The 16,406-nt window shown below is 54.9% G+C and carries 18 protein-coding genes and 1 tRNA gene; 14 read left to right on the forward strand and 5 right to left on the reverse strand.

Annotated elements, in window-relative coordinates:
* Positions 1-524: 524 nt before the first annotated feature.
* The 11 genes from VI25_RS10785 (at position 525) to VI25_RS10835 (ending at position 9,851) form a co-directional block, all read left to right on the forward strand.
* Positions 525-1,214 (forward strand): Crp/Fnr family transcriptional regulator, encoded by a 690-nt coding sequence (locus tag VI25_RS10785; RefSeq protein ID WP_045688904.1) that lies wholly within the window; start codon positions 525-527, stop codon positions 1,212-1,214.
* A gap of 457 nt (positions 1,215-1,671) precedes the next feature.
* Positions 1,672-2,055 carry a hypothetical protein gene (locus VI25_RS10790; RefSeq protein ID WP_045688903.1) on the forward strand — a complete coding sequence of 128 codons (384 nt, stop codon included), beginning with the start codon at positions 1,672-1,674 and terminating at the stop codon, positions 2,053-2,055.
* Positions 2,056-2,212: 157 nt separating this feature from the next.
* Positions 2,213-2,656, forward strand: coding sequence for a hypothetical protein (locus tag VI25_RS10795; protein WP_055562495.1), 444 nt, complete (start codon positions 2,213-2,215; stop codon positions 2,654-2,656).
* 76 nt (positions 2,657-2,732) lie between these two features.
* Complete coding sequence (locus VI25_RS10800) at positions 2,733-3,413, forward strand: carboxypeptidase-like regulatory domain-containing protein (protein ID WP_045688902.1); 681 nt, start codon at positions 2,733-2,735, stop codon at positions 3,411-3,413.
* A gap of 36 nt (positions 3,414-3,449) precedes the next feature.
* The gene (locus VI25_RS10805) at positions 3,450-3,899 is read left to right on the forward strand and encodes a hypothetical protein (protein WP_236705010.1); all 450 of its coding nucleotides are present in this window, start codon (positions 3,450-3,452) and stop codon (positions 3,897-3,899) included.
* A gap of 278 nt (positions 3,900-4,177) precedes the next feature.
* Complete coding sequence (locus VI25_RS10810; protein ID WP_045688911.1) at positions 4,178-6,211, forward strand: FAD-dependent oxidoreductase; 2,034 nt, start codon at positions 4,178-4,180, stop codon at positions 6,209-6,211.
* Between the two features lie 97 nt (positions 6,212-6,308).
* Positions 6,309-6,722, forward strand: coding sequence for a hypothetical protein (locus tag VI25_RS10815; RefSeq protein WP_045688901.1), 414 nt, complete (start codon positions 6,309-6,311; stop codon positions 6,720-6,722).
* A gap of 137 nt (positions 6,723-6,859) precedes the next feature.
* Positions 6,860-7,357 (forward strand): hypothetical protein, encoded by a 498-nt coding sequence (locus tag VI25_RS10820; protein WP_045688900.1) that lies wholly within the window; start codon positions 6,860-6,862, stop codon positions 7,355-7,357.
* Between the two features lie 67 nt (positions 7,358-7,424).
* Positions 7,425-8,555, forward strand: coding sequence for a DUF3616 domain-containing protein (locus tag VI25_RS10825; RefSeq protein ID WP_045688899.1), 1,131 nt, complete (start codon positions 7,425-7,427; stop codon positions 8,553-8,555).
* Between the two features lie 59 nt (positions 8,556-8,614).
* The gene (locus VI25_RS10830; RefSeq protein WP_045688898.1) at positions 8,615-9,139 is read left to right on the forward strand and encodes an acyl-CoA thioesterase; all 525 of its coding nucleotides are present in this window, start codon (positions 8,615-8,617) and stop codon (positions 9,137-9,139) included.
* A 145-nt stretch (positions 9,140-9,284) separates the two neighbouring features.
* Positions 9,285-9,851, forward strand: a complete 567-nt coding sequence (locus VI25_RS10835) for a type 1 glutamine amidotransferase domain-containing protein (protein ID WP_045688897.1) — start codon at positions 9,285-9,287, stop codon at positions 9,849-9,851.
* Between the two features lie 58 nt (positions 9,852-9,909).
* Here VI25_RS10835 and VI25_RS10840 read toward each other — a convergent pair whose 3' ends face one another.
* Together VI25_RS10840 and VI25_RS10845 are read right to left on the reverse strand one after the other, a co-directional pair.
* Positions 9,910-10,413, reverse strand: coding sequence for a DUF6992 family protein (locus VI25_RS10840; RefSeq protein ID WP_052695267.1), 504 nt, complete (start codon positions 10,411-10,413; stop codon positions 9,910-9,912).
* Positions 10,414-10,517: 104 nt separating this feature from the next.
* Positions 10,518-11,219 (reverse strand): porin family protein, encoded by a 702-nt coding sequence (locus VI25_RS10845; protein WP_052695266.1) that lies wholly within the window; start codon positions 11,217-11,219, stop codon positions 10,518-10,520.
* Positions 11,220-11,423: 204 nt separating this feature from the next.
* Between VI25_RS10845 and VI25_RS10850 the strand changes: the two genes are divergently transcribed.
* Positions 11,424-11,498: transfer RNA gene (locus VI25_RS10850), tRNA-Val, on the forward strand.
* Positions 11,499-11,609: 111 nt separating this feature from the next.
* Positions 11,610-12,518: a histone deacetylase gene (locus VI25_RS10855; RefSeq protein ID WP_045688896.1), complete on the forward strand. Its 909-nt coding sequence runs from the start codon at positions 11,610-11,612 to the stop codon at positions 12,516-12,518.
* Positions 12,519-12,558: 40 nt separating this feature from the next.
* Here the strand turns inward: VI25_RS10855 and VI25_RS10860 are convergent, their stop codons facing one another.
* From VI25_RS10860 to VI25_RS10870, 3 genes are all read right to left on the reverse strand, one after another.
* Positions 12,559-13,281, reverse strand: coding sequence for a methyltransferase domain-containing protein (locus tag VI25_RS10860; RefSeq protein WP_045688895.1), 723 nt, complete (start codon positions 13,279-13,281; stop codon positions 12,559-12,561).
* Positions 13,282-13,338: 57 nt separating this feature from the next.
* Positions 13,339-14,511 (reverse strand): type III polyketide synthase, encoded by a 1,173-nt coding sequence (locus VI25_RS10865; protein WP_082455491.1) that lies wholly within the window; start codon positions 14,509-14,511, stop codon positions 13,339-13,341.
* A 194-nt stretch (positions 14,512-14,705) separates the two neighbouring features.
* Positions 14,706-15,821, reverse strand: a complete 1,116-nt coding sequence (locus VI25_RS10870; RefSeq protein ID WP_055562496.1) for an NAD(P)/FAD-dependent oxidoreductase — start codon at positions 15,819-15,821, stop codon at positions 14,706-14,708.
* 179 nt (positions 15,822-16,000) lie between these two features.
* Here VI25_RS10870 and VI25_RS10875 point away from each other — a divergent pair, with 179 nt between their 5' ends.
* Positions 16,001-16,372 (forward strand): T9SS type A sorting domain-containing protein, encoded by a 372-nt coding sequence (locus tag VI25_RS10875; protein WP_045688894.1) that lies wholly within the window; start codon positions 16,001-16,003, stop codon positions 16,370-16,372.
* Positions 16,373-16,406: the final 34 nt, after the last annotated feature.

The following is a 16,406-nucleotide window of genomic DNA, read 5'->3' on the forward strand; positions in this document are numbered from 1 at the left end:
GTTGCAACAGTGGAGCTTTTCTTTTGCTGAATATTCTCTAAATAGGACAAGCACGAAGCTGAAAGTGCCCTTCACAGAGCCTGTCAAATACACGCTAGATAGGTGTAACGCTCCTAGTTGCTGTAGCTAATTACAGTGTGCTAAAATATATTCCTATTCATGGAAATATGATTCCCGATTTGAATCATATTCAATAGAATATTGGCATAGTGGTAGGAATGAAAAAGAGTAGGAAGGATTAAAAAACAGTTAATTTTACTAGATAATAGATGTTTTGCACGAGCCTTATTCGGTTAAACAGGCTTGTGCAGTCATAATAGACAAGCTGGCCTACCATAATTGGGTCAGAATTTGGAATAAGACTTTTCAATGTTTACCAATAAGAAAGGTGTTTCGCTAAGTAGTAGCATACTTGCCTAACCGCTTCCTGACCGGAGTAGAACAGAAAACGAACTAGTCGAGCCTACATAGTTGTATCGCAGTAATCTTTACGCAGCCGAGGTATGATAGCACCAACAGTTCCTATGAATTGCCAGAACTGCCCGCATTTGGGGCAATCGTTGTTGGGTGCGTGCCAGCACAATGAGCTATCCTTGATTTCGGGAAGCAAGCTGCACCAATCGTACTTGAAAGGGCAAATTATTTTCCAACAGGGTAACCGCTTAGGTGGGTTGTACTGCGTGCGCCAAGGCAAGGTGAAGATTTCCAAAGTGAGTACCGATGGAAAAGAACAGATTGTGCGCTTGGCTAAGGAAGGCGATGTGCTAGGCTATCATGCCCTGATGACCGGTAGCAATGCCACTACCGTTGCTACCGCCCTCACCGATTGCGTAGTGTGTCTCGTGCCACGCGCCGATTTTTTTAGCCTCATTGAGCAGAACAGTCAGTTCTCACATTCCTTGATGCGCCTTCTTGCCAAGTCATTGGGAGAAGCTGAAGAGAAGGTGCTGCACACGGCGTATAAACCGGTGCGTGAGCGGCTAGCCGAAGCCCTTCTGCTCCTGCATGAGCTATTTCAGCCCCCCGCTAATACCCCATTCAGTATTCCTATTTCACGGGAAGATTTGGCGGCCCTGGCGGGTACTGCGAAGGAAACCACTAGCCGACTCCTCTCTGAGTTTCGCGAGGACGGACTGGTGCTGACGCAAGGCAGCCGTATCACCGTAGTAGATACCGCCCGGTTAGCCCATATATCGTCTATGTATGATAGGTAAGTAACTGAAAATAAGTGCTATGCTTTGGTAAGGTGTAAGCTTTCTGTAGCACACTAAAACCGAAAAATAGAAGGGTCCGTACCTCCCCCGGTGATACAAATCATCGGGGGAGTTTTGTTTTTAATAGGAATAGGTAGTAAGTTAGAGTAAATAGTATTATTTGTATCCCATAATGGTCTCCCGCGTCGGAAACGGAGGGAAAAGTTTGACAAGAATCATTTTTAGAGTTGACGAAGGTCATTTTTTCTGGAGGGTAATCTAAGGAGCTTTGTAAACCAAGTCGTCCTGTTTATAGCAGCACCAAACAGGACAGAGTATTTACACACAAGTTTTAAAAAGCTTCTTGTACGTCGCAGACAGCAGACCAACGCGTGGGTTCTGAGTAAAGCGACTGAGGAATAGACGGCTTGTGCAGACTGATTTTTCACTTCCTCCTCTTATTTTCTAACTCAGTATCATGGCTTATTCAGTCAACAACCCCGCAGGTAAAGTAGTACAAGAGATTCTCAACGACCTGCCGGGCCTGATGGCCGTGGCCGTAGTAGATGCCACTTCCGGCATGAGCTTGGCCTCGCACTCGAATGCCCCTGGCATCAACCCCGACACGGCTGCTGCCTACAACACGGAAGTAGTAAAGCAAAAGCAGAAGGCCATGACGGCGCTGAAGTTGCAGGGCGAATCCATCGAGGACATCCTCATTACGCTCTCCAACCAGATCCACTTGCTGAAGCTCACGGAGTCAGGCAATAAGTTTATCTACCTGGTAGTAAGCTCGCGCGATACCAACTTGGCTATTGCTCGCGAAGTACTGCGTGCCCACGTAGCTGAGCTCAATAACTAAGAGGCAATAGTAGTAGGCTGGTGGGAGCCGACCACCAGCCTCCCCTACGCTGCTTGGGATAGTAATGTGATGTGGCCGCCCGCGCGGCAAGGGGAGGCCCGTAGCTGGTGCCTCGCGCCAAACCCGGCGCTTTGGCCTCAGCCTTTTTTATAGGCCTATGCAAATTCCTTTTTTTCAACGCTTGCAAGGACTCGCCGGACCGACTGTCAACAAGATTGTCTCAACGGTAAACGGATCGGAAAAAGCTTATGCAGAGCGAGTTATTCAGCAAGTGCTTACGGGTTTGCCCGAGTTGCTGGGAGCCGCTGTCGTATTAGTAGAGTCGGGCCAAGCCTTGGCAAGCTATACTACCTCCCGCGAGTTCAACCTCGGCAAAACAATGGGCTACAATGCCGAAGTGGTACGGCAGCAACGTCTCGCTCTTGCGGCTCTGCAACCCGATGCCGACAACCAGTTGGAAGAAATTCTGATTACGCTTCAATCCCAATTACATCTCCTGCGCTTACTGCCGGATGGGCAGCGGTTTCTCTATGTAGCCGTGGACTGCCGCGACACCAACCTGGGCATTGCCCGCGAAGTAATGCGTGCCTGCGAAGAGTAGCCGTCAACCGGCCGCATCGTGGGAATAAGTATTGATTACTCTTCTCGAATCCTCATCTAAACCCTCCCCCCCGCCTATGAAATTGACGGCTTCTCCCTTCGATCCGCAGACCGGTGATCTTCTGCCCGTGTACCGGGATGCCTATCTGCGTGGCGACCTAACCAAGGCTTCGGCCCGCGCCGTGGAAGCATATCTGCACCGCGACGACAACCAGGCGCACACTACTCTCACCCGTTGGCAGGAACTGCAGGCCGCTGAGGAGGCCTCCGTAGCTCCGAGCTGGGTGCAGCGCCAAGTACAGTACATTCGGGCCGAGCCCGTGCGCTTCCGTCGGCGTGCTACCACGCTGGTGGCGTCGGCAGTGCTGGTGGGTACGTTTGTATTTGCGGGTACTCGCACACCCACCGAAAACTTGCCGACCGCCGCACTGCCTGCGGAAGTAGCAGTTGAGGCGGCAGCTAGTGCTGCTTCCGCCGAGGCATCGGCCATGCGTATGATTACCGTGCGCGGCCAGATTCTAAATGAAAACGGTGCGCCGCTAGTAGGAGCCACAGTAATGCAGCCTGGCAGCTTGCGCGGTGTATCCACTAACGCCCAGGGCGAGTACGTGCTGACGGTTCCCGCTGGTACTGCGGCTCTTAAATATGGCTACGGTGGCTACCAAGACGAAGTAGTAGCCGTGAAAGGCTCGCACACGGCCAATGTAACCCTGCTGCCCCGCGAGCAGCAGCAGAAAAAACGGTGGTTCTTCTTTTAGGCGTCCACCGCGCCGCTGTATCTAGTATTTGAATGAGTGAAGCCTAAATCATACCGCAGGAAAGCCTCCCGTCGACGAAGTGAACCCAGTGCCGCAGTTGCCAAGCCAGATCCGGCTGCTGCTCAGGTAGTGCACAACGTATTGGCGGAGCTGCCGCGGCTAATGGCAGTAGCGGTGGTGGATGTGGAATCGGGAGCTAGCTTAGCGGCCCACTCCAACATGCCCGGCATCGATCCTACCATGGCAGCGGCCCACAATGCGGAGGTGGTTAAGCTGAAGCAAAAAGCCATGACGGCCTTGCAGCTAGTAGGCGAGCAGATTGAGGATATCCTTATCACGCTCTCAAATCAGTTGCATCTGCTTCAGCTTACTACCAACGGTAGCCGATTAATTTATCTGGTGGTGAGTACGCAGAATACGAACCTGGGTATTGCGAGGGCAGTACTACGGGCTCAGGTGGGGCAGTTGGAGCAATCTGTTAGATAAGTTCTTACACGCTACGAGGAGAATGACGCTCCTTTCTCGCTAACGAGGAAGGAGCGTTTTTGCGTGGTATTGCCCGGTCTATAGATTGGGCTAGGATGGAGTGGTGGGAAGTATGCAGGCAGGCGGCTGCGGCTAGCAGGCTGATAGTAGCAGATACTCACTGTTTAGATTTATTGGTATGCAAGCCGAGTAGTTTCCAGGAAAAATGCCGACCTTTTCTAGGTACTGTCGAGTACTTGGCTTCCGACAACATCAGCTCCTACTTCTGCCCCACCCATATGCAGTTCACCGATGCTCAGCGTGCTACCCTGCAAGCGCTTGCCGACACTTTTATTCCCGCCGTAGTGGACCATGAAGCCCAGGATGCGGCCTTTTGGGCCCGTAAAGGTTCGGAGGGCGTTGACATTGCGCAGATTGGGTTAATGCTAGATGCCCAACCGGCCGGAGCCCGGCAGGAATTTCTGCAATTGTTGGCCTTACTAGATACGCCAGCAGTGGGCCTGACGTGGTGTAAGTCGTGGCGGACGTTTGGCAAGCTGAATCCTAAGCAGCGCGAGCAACTACTGCAAAGCTGGGCCAGCAGCCCTGTGCCCCAGTTGCGCAAAGGTTTTCAAGCGCTACGCAAGCTGTTCATGTTCTTGTTTTACGGTAGCTCTACGCCCGAACAAGGCAATTTCGTGTGGGAGCATATTGGCTACCCTGGTCCGCAGTTGGGAGAGGTAGTAGCCACCGAAAAGCCTATCAATACCCTGCAGCCTTTGCAGGACGTGACGTATGAGTGCGAGGTGCTGGTGATAGGCAGTGGAGCTGGTGGGGGCGTAGTAGCAGGCGAGCTAGCCGCGGCGGGGCAGGATGTGCTAGTGCTGGAAAAAGGACCATACTTCCACGGTGCCGACTTTACCCAACGCGAAGCCGACATGCTGGGTCGCCTATATGATGCCCGCGGCACGCTGACTACGCAGGATGGGGGTATTGCCCTGCTTGCGGGCTCATGCCTAGGCGGCGGTACTACCGTCAACTGGGCTGGCGCCTTTCGCACCCCCGACTACGTATTACAAGAATGGGCCCGGGAGCATCAGGCTCCGCATTTTACTTCGCCGGATTTTCAGCGCAGCCTCGATGCCGTAAGCCGCGCCCTCAGTGTAAATACCGCCTACACGCGCCATAATGGGCAGAACCAAGCCTTATGGGAGGGGTCTACCCGTTTGGGTCAGGAAGCCAAGCTGATTCCGCGCAACGAAACCGGTCTTACTGACTCCGAAGACCATTTTCAGGGGCTGGGCTATAGTTGCTTCGGCGACCGGCACAGCGTGAAGCAAGGTACTCTCACCACGTATCTACAACAAGCCTATGACCATGGGGCGCGCCTACTAGCCGATACCAAAGTGGAGCGCATTACCATCGCCGAAGGCCGTGCTACCGGGGCAATAGCAGTGCACACTATGGCAACAGGCCAGCGGGTACGGGTTACGGTGCGCGCCCGTCGTGTGGTGGTGGCAGCAGGCTCCATCCAGACGCCGGCGTTGCTACTGCGTAGTGGCCTTGCGCATCCCCACATTGGGCAGCATTTGCACCTGCATCCTACGGTAGTTGTATCTGGACTGTACCCCAATCGCATCGATGCTTGGCACGGCCCCATGATGTCGGTCGTAAACGACTGCTTCACTATGATGGAGGGTACCAACTTTGGGGTGAAGCTAGAAACCCCGCCAGCCCACGCGGGACTGATGGCCATGGTGCTGCCCTGGCGTTCGGGTGCTCAACACAAGGAGCTTATGCGGCAGGCTGCCCATCTGGGCTCTTTCATTGTGCTCACCCGCGACCGAGATGGTGGGCGCGTGACGGTAGATAGGTACGGAACGCCCCTAATCGATTACGTACTCAGCGACTTTGACCGCAACCATATGTTGCAAGGTGTGCGGGCTGCTGCTGCTATCCACGTGGCGGCTGGTGCGCATACCGTGTTGCTGCCCCACGGCACCCTGCCTACCCTGCACGCCACAAACGGCACCCTGTACAACCCTGAGGTGCTTGATCAGCTACCACAACTAAGTTGGAAGCCCAATCAGTACAGCTTGTATAGCGCCCACCAGATGAGTACCTGCCGCATGGGGGGCAATGCGGGTACCCACCCTACCAGCCCCACCGGTGAGCTATACGAAGTTGGCAATCTGTTCATTGCCGACGCTTCGGTCTTTCCAGCTTGTAGTGGCGTAAACCCCATGCTTACCATTATGGCGCTGGCACATCATACCGCCCAGCACCTGAAAAACAGCAAACCTATAGCCCGGAAAGTGCTAGTAGCAAGTTGATGCCCATGCAGGCTGGCAGGAAGCAGCACACAAGCTGTGGATAACCGTGTGGTGTGGTTTTCGCGTATGCGGGGCGTACCCATATCTCCTTTGCCCTATGTCTGCTGCCCGCCCATTGCTCATTTTAGCTTGTATAACTTCTCTGGCTGCCGGCTGTGCCCGCCGTCACAACGCCTCTATTCCCGAAGCCAAGTCGGTGGCAACGCCTGCGCCCGTGGTGGAGTCGCGCGCCGCGCGCGACCTGACCGACGTGCTCACGGAAGAACTTAAACTGACCAACGACCAGCGTACGAAGGTGCGGGCCATTTTTACTTCGACAGCAGAGCAAGCCAATGCCGCCCAGCGTCAGTACGCTGCCAACCGGCCAGCTATGATGACAGAGTTGAAGCGCATTAATGCTGCTTCTGATAAGGAACTACAGCAGGTGCTCACCCCTGCCCAGTACCAGCAGCTTAAGGCCAAGCAGCGCCAGGTACAAGCGCAAATGCAGTCGCGTAAGGGGGGTAAATAAGGCACTTGGTAGGCCCGTGCTATAAGTGATGCTCTAAATAGAATTTGATTTTCTAGTTCCAGGCAACCCTCTGATATTCATAGCCATCTACACCAGCAAACGGGCATGGCGCCCGTCATTCTCTACGTGTATTTGCTATGAAACGGATTCTACTACTGCTTAGTGGCTTGGCCTTCGCTAAGGAAGCTGCTGCCCAAAATTCCCCAACTCCCAGCCAAGTAACCTTGTCCCGGCAGCTCAACGAGCTGATGCGCAACCCGGCCAAACCCCAGCAGCAAGTGCTCATGACGATGAACGGCTGCCACGTTCAGCAAATCATTCGAGACCAGCAGACCGATACTGGACTGTCCCGCCCGGTGGTCGTGAGCGTAAGCAAAGGCACGTCGGAATGGGCGGTAAAGGTAGATGAGAGCTTGTTTGAACTGAAGATGGGCTTTGAGTGGCCCCAAATAACCAAGCTGTCTTATCGGATTGCCGGGCAGGAAGAGGATGAGCCGCGGCATTACGAAATAGTGTTTGAGCGCCATCAGAATAGCCGTAGCGCTACCATATCACTACCCCTGTACACGACGGATGAGCAGGTGGTAAAGAACATAGTACGGCGTTTAGAAGCACAACGGCAGGCATGTAACTGAACGCCGAGCTATAACCTTCTGCTGCTGATGGTCGTTGGTAGGGGCCTGCCATTTTACGCCCCTACTCATGCGCCGCGCTCCTGTTCACTTGCACTTTACCTCCAAGCTCAGCCTCAACGCAGCTGGCAAACACGTACGTGATGGCCTGTCTACCATTCTGCGTACGGGCGACAACCTATGGGTGAGCTGTGACGAGCGTACCAGCATTGAGCGACTACGCCGCACTGGCCCGCACGAATACGGGCAGCATTGCTCCTACGCACTGACCACCCTGCTGGACCTGCCTTCTGGCGCGGAAGAAGAAATTGACATTGAGGGCCTCGCGGAAGCCGACCACTACCTCTGGATTGTGGGCTCACACAGCCGCAAGCGTAAAAAGCCAAAGCCGGAGGAAAAAGATGAAGCCGCGCAGATTGCCCGGTTAGCCGAAGTAAAGCAGGAAGCCAACCGCTACCTCCTGGCCCGGGTGCCGCTACTGCTGAACGCGCAAACCGGCGACTATGAGCTGCACCGGGAGGCGCCCCATCCCACCGACCCTACACGCGTTCTGCGGGCGGCCCAGCTCCACCGCACCAGCACCTCCAACGAACTGTTGGATGTGCTGGCCGAAGATCCCCACCTTAATCCTTTTCTGGCAATTCCTGGCAAAGACAACGGCTTCGATATTGAAGGCTTGGCGGCTGCGCCAGATGGGCGGTTGTTTATCGGCTTGCGCGGGCCTGTGCTGCGCGGGTGGGCTATTGTGTTAGAAGTGTTGCTGGGAGAAGACAAGCATGGCCGGCTACGCTTGCAGCCACTTACGGGCGCCACGCACAAGTATTATAAAAAGCACTTTCTAAGCCTGGGTGGCATGGGCCTGCGCGAGCTACGCCAGCGGGGCGCCGACTTGCTACTCCTAGCCGGCCCCACCATGGACTTAGATGGCACTATTGCGGTGTACTGCTGGCCTGATGCGCTACGCTGCCCTCAAGACAGCCTCATTGACGACAAAAAGCTTATTCGCTTGTTTGATGTACCGCACGGGTCTGGGCCCACGGCAGGACAAGATAAAGCCGAGGGCATGGCAGTGCTGGATAATGAGCACGTTCTGGTCGTGTTCGATACGCCTACCGATGCCCGCAAACCAGCCCCGCACCAAATAGTAGCCGACAGCTATCTGCTACCTGCCCTGCCAGCGCAAGCTACGGCCGCCAAGTAGTTAGCCCGTAGTTTTCAGCTTTGAGGTGCACCTTTGTTTCCCACTCAATTTCCCCTTCCATGGCTTCTTCGTCTTTGGTGCGCACCCCCGAAACCATCCACCGCATTCTGTTTCAAGATTGTGACATGCTTGGGCACCTCAACAATGCCCGCTACCTCGACTATTTTTTGAATGCGCGGGAGGAGCACACCATTCAGCACTACGCCCTCAACCTGGGCGAGCTGGCGCGTGAGTCGGGAGCGGGCTGGGTAATTACCAAGCACCACATTGCCTACCTGCGGCCAGCCAACCACGCCGAGCTAGTGCGCATCCGGACCCAGTTGATTCACTTCGACAACTCTAACCTGGTAGTAGAGATGCAAATGCTGAGCGAAGATGGCCTACGTCTTAAGTCGGTGCTGTGGTCAGAAATGGCCTTTGTGCGCGTGCCCCAAGGTACTCGTACTGAGCACTCCGATGCGCTGATGGATATGCTGGAGAAACTGGATGTGGAAGAGGTAAGCTATGACCCCGATGGCTTCGACGAGCGAGTACACCGGCTCCGCAAGCAGCTCAAGCGCGAGCGGGCCGAGCACGAAGACTAGCTCAACAGCTAAACCCGAAATTTTATAAGCCGGAAGAGACGTATTGGCTGAACACCTCGTTTTTCCTCTCGTTAAAGAAAAGCCGATGCCCCTACGAGTGGCATCGGCTTTTCACTTGTAGTACGTTTTATAACGACAACCTAACATGAGTCTCTTCAGCAGCGACGCCCTCAAGGGCAAAAAAATAGCCATTGTAGCCACCGACGGGTTTGAGCAATCGGAACTCGAGAAACCCAAGAAATTTCTGGAAGGCGAAGGCGCCGAAACCCATGTGATTTCGCTTAAAAGCGGTTCCATCAAAGGGTGGGACGAAAAAGACTGGGGCGACAGCGTAGATGTGGATAAAGTAATTGGCGACGTGAAGGTAGCCGACTATGATGCCCTAGTGCTGCCAGGTGGTCAAATCAATCCTGATGTGCTGCGTACCAAGCCAGAGGTAGTAAGCTTTATTGGCGAGTTTGTGCGCTCTGGCAAACCCGTAGCAGCCATCTGCCACGGCCCCTGGACGCTGATTGAAGCCAACGTGGTGCGCGGTAAGCAGCTTACCAGCTGGCCCAGCCTCAAAACCGACATCAAGAATGCCGGTGGTAACTGGGTAGACGAAACAGTGGTAGTAGATGGAAATATTATCACCAGCCGCAACCCCCAAGATCTTCCGGCCTTCAACGACAAAATTAAAGAGGCGCTGGTGAAGGAGCCTACGCACGCTTAAGTCCTACCAATACCGGGCAAAAACGCCCCGCTGGCTTCAGTTGTCAGCGGGGCGTTTTTTATTGGGGTAGCAGGGCTAGCAAGTCCGCCGCGTATTGGTGGTACACTAGGTATGAACCAGCATCAAACAAGAGCAGGAACCCGCCCTGCACCCACAGAGACCTCCCAAACCCCAGTAGACGCTCGGGGCGTTGGGCTGCGGAACTCGCCTGGGCCCGCAGCCAGCTACCTACGCACAAGTAGGCGGCATCGAGGCCCACGTTAAGCACTAAAATCTTCTCGAAGGTAAATTGCGCCGCCAGGCTTTCTGCCAGAGTGAGGGTAGTGACTTGGTTGGGGTGGGCTTGCAGAATGCCCCAGGTAGCAAGCAGCGTGTTCACCACATTCCACGCCACGTTCATGAGGTGGAAGTGGTGCGCTTCCGTACGGGCATCGGTGCGTTTCACATAGTAGCCGCTTACCACCAAGTTCAGCAGGGCCCACGTGCCCAACACCCCCATACCTCGCTCGACCAGCAGCTCGCGAGCGTGATTAATAAGCGGCAGGTCGGCAAGATCAATCATAGGTAGCGGGTAGTAACGAGAAGTGCGCTAGGCGTGGCAGGGAGCTAAAGCACAAAAGGAAGCCACTAGGGCTTCCTTTTGATACAAACTAGTGGGCGGTAGGGTTAGTTGGAGATGCCAATACCTACATACACCTGGAAGGCGCCGTTTTTGATATTTGCCAGCGACTGGGCCGCCGTATTTTTTGGATCCTTAATAACATCGGCAAAACCAGCCGTGTAGCGGCCACCCACACGGGCCGGACCGATACGGCCTTCTAAACCAGCAGAAAGGCCGTAGTCGAGGCTGTTGTAGCTGTAGTCGTACAGGTTGTCTTCGTTAGCAATCTTGCGCTCCTGCCCAGCTTCGCGCACTTTTGTCAGCAGCGACACCTGAGGGCCTACGTGCACGCTTACGTTATCAACAATGTTGTACACCAGCAGCACGGGCACCTGAATGTAATCGAGGCGAGTGAAGTAAGTGTTCGTGTTGGAACGGGATGCAGAGCTTCCCTCGAAGCCTTGGCGTGAGTACAGTACTTCCGGCTGGATGGAGAATTTGTCGTTGAAGCCAAACTGGGCATATACCCCCGCGTGGAAGTTGCGGTAGCTGCCCAGGTTGTCGTAGTTGTCCTTGTCGTCGCCGTGGATTTGTGACCAGTTCAGACCGCCTTTGATACCAAAGCCATTATTGCGCGAATCGCTGCTGCCGGAGCCCGGCGCATAGTCCGTAGAGGAACGGATGCCACTTACGCGCGAGCCTTCAGTTTGGGCAGTGGCGGCGGCGCTCAGAGCGCAGAAAGAGAGTAGAAGTGCTGCTTTTTTCATGGAGCGGAAACGATGAGGCAGATGAAGGGAATAGCTTGCCAGAACGGGAGGGAAGCATCGGTAAGGCGCTATACTAGCGTTCTGTCAGAAGGTTACAGGATAAGCCGGCTTAAAGCCTAAATTTTGCACAACGATACCCTGTATATTTGTCTGCTATAAGTATATCTTTGGCTCTTTACGGCCGCCGCCAGCATGGCTTTACGAGGGGCGTTAGCTCAGTTGGTTCAGAGCACTACCTCGACAAGGTAGGGGTCACTGGTTCGAGCCCAGTACGCCCCACTACAAAGCCACCCCCGAATCCGGAAGTAACCGCCCATCCAGGCGGTTATTTTTGTGTTCAGCAGCAAGGGTATTCTACTTTCTTGGCTGACTTGCGTAGGTTCGGGGCGTATGCTTTCTATTGCCTGGGCGCCCTTGTATGTCCACCCGCTGCCGGCCAACCACCGCTTTCCGATGCTGAAGTACGAACTGCTGCCTGAGCAGTTGCTACGCGAAGGCATTGTACCTGCCAGTGCTTTCTTCACGCCCCAGCCTCCGCCTGATGCAAGCATCCTGCTCACGCACGACCCCGATTACTACCGACGCCTGTGCCACGGCGAGCTTACCCGCCACGAAGAGCGAGCCACGGGCTTTCCGTGGAGCCCACAGCTGATTGAGCGCGAGGTAACTATTCTGGGCGGTACGCTGGAGTGTGCCCGGCGGGCCTTGCAGCACGGGGTAGCCCTCAATATTGCGGGGGGTACCCATCATGCTTTCCGCGACCGGGGTGAGGGGTTTTGCTTGCTCAACGACCAAGCTGCCGCTGCCAACTACTTGCTTGCTCACGCCGAGCTAGGCGTACGGCGCATTCTCATCGTGGATTTGGATGTGCACCAGGGCAACGGTACTGCGGCTATTTTCGAGCACGAGCCGCGCGTGTTCACGTTCAGTATGCATGGTGCCCGCAACTACCCGCACCGCAAGGAGCACTCCTCGTTGGATTTGCCCCTGCCCGACAACACCGATGACGCAACTTATTTGTCGTTACTGGGGCAAACGTTGCCGCGCCTGCTGGCCGAGCAACAGCCCGACTTTGTCTTTTACCTCAGCGGAGTAGATGTGCTAGCTACCGACAAGCTCGGACATCTAGCTCTCACCCGAGAAGGCTGCCGTCAGCGCGACTTGCTAGTGCTGGCTGCCTGCCACCAAGCGGGGCTGCCAGTGGTCGTGTGCATGGGTGGGGGCTACTCTCCTCGCATTGCCGATATTGTAGATGCTCACGTCAATACCTTCCGCATTGCCGCCGACCTGTGGGCGTAAGCTAGTGAAACGCAAAGAACCGCTGGCACTAGTGCCTTGGTCACGGCTGCCTTGAGGTACCCGGCAGTACTAGCTGCCAGCGGAAGGCCCAACGCCAGCGCAATGAGTACTGCGCCACCCCAGCGGCGGCCAGCAACTGTTGCCATTCTGCGCGTGAGAAAGCCCGGGCTACCGACAGCGGTGCGTCGTTCTGAACCAAGTAAGAGCCACCCAATAGCTTGGTAAGCCACCGGATGCTATGATAAGCCAGGTAGTGACGGTGTAAATCGTTGATGATAACAGCTAGAGCAGCCTGCTGGGGCCATTGGCGTAGCAGCTGCGTAAGGGCTACATCGGAGAAATGATGGCAAAACAGGCTGGCTGTCACTACGTCAAACTGTTGCTGCTGAAACGGTGGCGCAAAAATGTCGGCCTGCTGGTAACTGATTTCGGGGTAGTCGGGGCTTTTGCTAGCTGCGTAATCCAGCATAAACGCGTTAGCATCAATGCCAACCAGCTCTACAGCTAATCCTTGCCGCCGTGCCCAGCGGGCTATTTGACGAAGCGTATCGCCGCCGCCACTACCCAAATCGGCTAGGCGTAGCGGCCGACCCAGGGGGAACTGTGGCCGCAACCGCTCTAAGGCATCCAGTACGGGCGCGTACCCTCCCAACCATGTGTTAATAGTTTCGAGTTCATCGAGGTTACGGCGCAATGCGTCGGAGGCCAGCGTGAGGTCGTCCATCAGCTCTTCTTCCGTGGCACGGTGGCGCAAGTCGGGCATTAGGTAAGCGTCAAACAGGGTAAAAGGGAAAGCACGCAGCCGGGCCCAGAGTATAATCTACACTGAAAGAGCTTCTTCCGTTACTTGCTGGTTTTCAGCAGCGTATTGGCTGGCTGGCATAGCCGATACTACTTTTAAGAGCATGGCTTCGAGGGTGAGTCCCGGGCCAAAAGCAAAGCTAAGGACGGGCGCACCAGTATCGGCGGGAGTAAGATTACGGAGCAGTTCCTGCAGCACAAATAACACCGTGGCCGACGACATATTGCCGTAGTCGCGCAGCACTTGGTAGGCGTAGCGGTTGTCGTGCGTACTCAACTCTAGTGCTTCCTCAATGGTTTCCAAAATCTTGCGCCCGCCCGGATGAATGGCAAAGGCCTTTACGTCGGCTAGATGCACGGGCAAGTTGGCTAGCAGCTGCTCGGTAAGCCGCCGAATACCCCGCTGAATGAGCCGCGGCACATAGGAGGACAGCGTCATCTCGAAGCCAAAATTGTTGATGTGCCACGCCATATCCTGCTGGCCATCGGGCTCTAGTCCGCAGTGAAAAGCTTCCAGTGCCAAGCTGTTGCCCTGCTGAGCCGGCCGTCCTTGCACTAGTGCCGCTGCCGAGCCATCACCGAATAACGCGTTGGAAACCAAGTGGTCGTCTTCCTGGCTTTTCTGAAAATGGAGCGTGCACAGCTCCGTACACACCAGTAGCACACGAGCGTTAGCATCGGCCCGGCAAAAAGCATCTGCTAGCTTAAGCGCATTTACGGCCGCGTAGCAGCCCATAAAGTTTACACAGGTACGCTGCACGTTTGGGTTCAACCCAAGGGCCGCTACAAGCTCTATATCAAGCCCTGGCGCATACATGCCAGTACAGCTCACGGTAACCAAGTGTGTGATTGTGTCGGTGCGGACCTCAGGCAACTGCCTTAAGCAGGCCTGCGCTGCCTGTACGGAAAGGGGTAAGGCATGCTGGCGGTATTGCGCCATGCGCTGTCCTACGCTGGGAAATGGCTCTAACCCGGGAGTATTCGGGAAAAACTCGTAGTCGCCGTTTGCGCGGCCATAGTCGGGCAATACAGTATATCGGTGCCCGATACCCGAAACTCGGTACAGGGCGTGCAGTTTGCGGGTAGCAGCTTCGTCGAGTTGCAGAGCGCCCGCCATAAAAGTGGCAATCTGGGGTTGCGGAATACGGTGGGGCGGATTGGCCGTGCCAATGGCGCAGAGGTAGCTGGTCATTATTTGCAGTTTACGCAAAATCCGTCCGGAGCGCTGTCCTGTTTATGAAAGGGCAAAATCATGTTAAGAAAGTAGTTTGGTTACCGGTTAACTACGCCGACATGCACGTGCGTTTGTTTGTGGGTTAGGCGTGTGTAGTAACTGTAAATCAAATTTTTACAGCTATATAAGTTGCTAGCCGCCCCGCGGCAGTATTACCAGGCTGTGCCGTGAGTACCGCGCACCAACGCACGCACTGCCGCGGGCCAGTAGCGCAGGCTACCAACTACTACTTCACTTAGAACAGGCCGCCCAAATAAGTTCTGTACGGTGCGTCCTACCTGTAGGCGCGGCCCAAAGTGCCGTTGCCACGTACGCTGGTAAGCTGCTTCTAGCGCAACACGCGTGTATTGGCCGGCCAGAAAGGCGTGGGCACAGTCGGCAGCTAGGCTAGCGCCATGAATAGCCATTGCCATGCCGTTGCCGCACAGCGGCGTAATCAAGCCAGCGGCATCGCCACACATAAGCACGTGCTGCTCCACGGCTTGCTTGGGAGCAAAAGAAATTTCGTTGATTACCTCAGGCTGCGCATACAAAAACTCAGCTTCCTGAAAGATGCGGGCCAAAAAGGGGTTGCGGGCCAATACCTGCTGCTCTAGCTGCGGAATAGTGCCGTACGCTTTCAGGTTGTTGCGCGTGGTGAGGTAGCAGAAACAATACTTGTCATCCTCAATTGCTGAAATTCCGGCGTAGCCATCGGCGAAGTTGTGCAGGGCAATGAGGTCCTTTGCTTGATCGTAGCGCAGGTGGTACTTCACACCTAGGTAAGGCGAGCGTTGCTGAAAAAACGAGCGTTGGAGCTGTCGGTCTAGCGTGCTGCGTTTGCCATAGGCCCCCAGTACCACCCGGGCTAGTAGGTGGCTGCCGTCGGCTAGCGTTACACGGTGCTGGTCCTGGGATGCATCGAAGGCAACGTCGGTGGCCGTGGTGCCCTGGCGCACATCGACACCGCGGGCTTCTGCTAGCTTGTAGAGGTAGTGGTCGAGCTGGTAGCGGCTTACGCCAAAGCCCCCAAGTGCCAACGGAACGCCCAACGTACGACCCGCCGGGGAACTCAACTGAAAGCGCGACAGCGCCGCCGGTTGCAAAGCGGCTACCGCTACCCCCAGCCGTCGTAGGTAGGGTAGCACCTCATTGGAAATATACTCGCCACACACCCGATGAAAGGGGTAGCTACGCCGCTCCAACAGCGTTACGGCATGGCCGCGCTGGCGCAAATCGAGAGCAGCACAAAGCCCTGCCAAGCCACCTCCAATAATGACAACGTCCAACTTGTTTCGTCGGGTAAATGGGTGAAAAAGAGCTGAAAAGGCTTTTGTTTATCGAAGATGCGTTATATTCCAATGTCGCAATTAAAATACCTTGCTACCTTTGTCAACCTAAATCGTTGCATAACGTTATTTGGTATTGTTCCAGGTACTGACCCTATCTTATTGCTTTACGAGGTCTTATGATGAAACTCCTACGCTTCTTTCTTTTGCTTGCATTGCTGGCTTTCGGGCCCTTGCACGGTCCGGTCTCGGAGGCTAAGGCTCAACTGAGCGGCACCAAATCTCGTCCTTCGAGTGAGGATAAGGCTTTGCTAGTCTATCCTAACCCAAGCACGGGCATTGTGCACATTGCCATCAATGGATTTGAGGGGCGTAAGCTTGAGTTACGAATCCTGAACGTAATTGGCTCCGTGATGTACCGCGAAACGCTTACCGAACTAAGCGACCGGTACACCAAAAGCCTAGATTTAAGCAAATTCACAAGCGGACTATATTACGTGAAGCTTGAGTCCGACAGCTCTAGCGAAATGCGTAAGCTTGTTATTCGTTGATTTCAACCCTGAGAGATACTGCAAGAAGCAGCCG

Source organism: Hymenobacter sp. AT01-02, from assembly GCF_000961955.2.
GTDB lineage: Bacteria > Bacteroidota > Bacteroidia > Cytophagales > Hymenobacteraceae > Hymenobacter > Hymenobacter mucosus.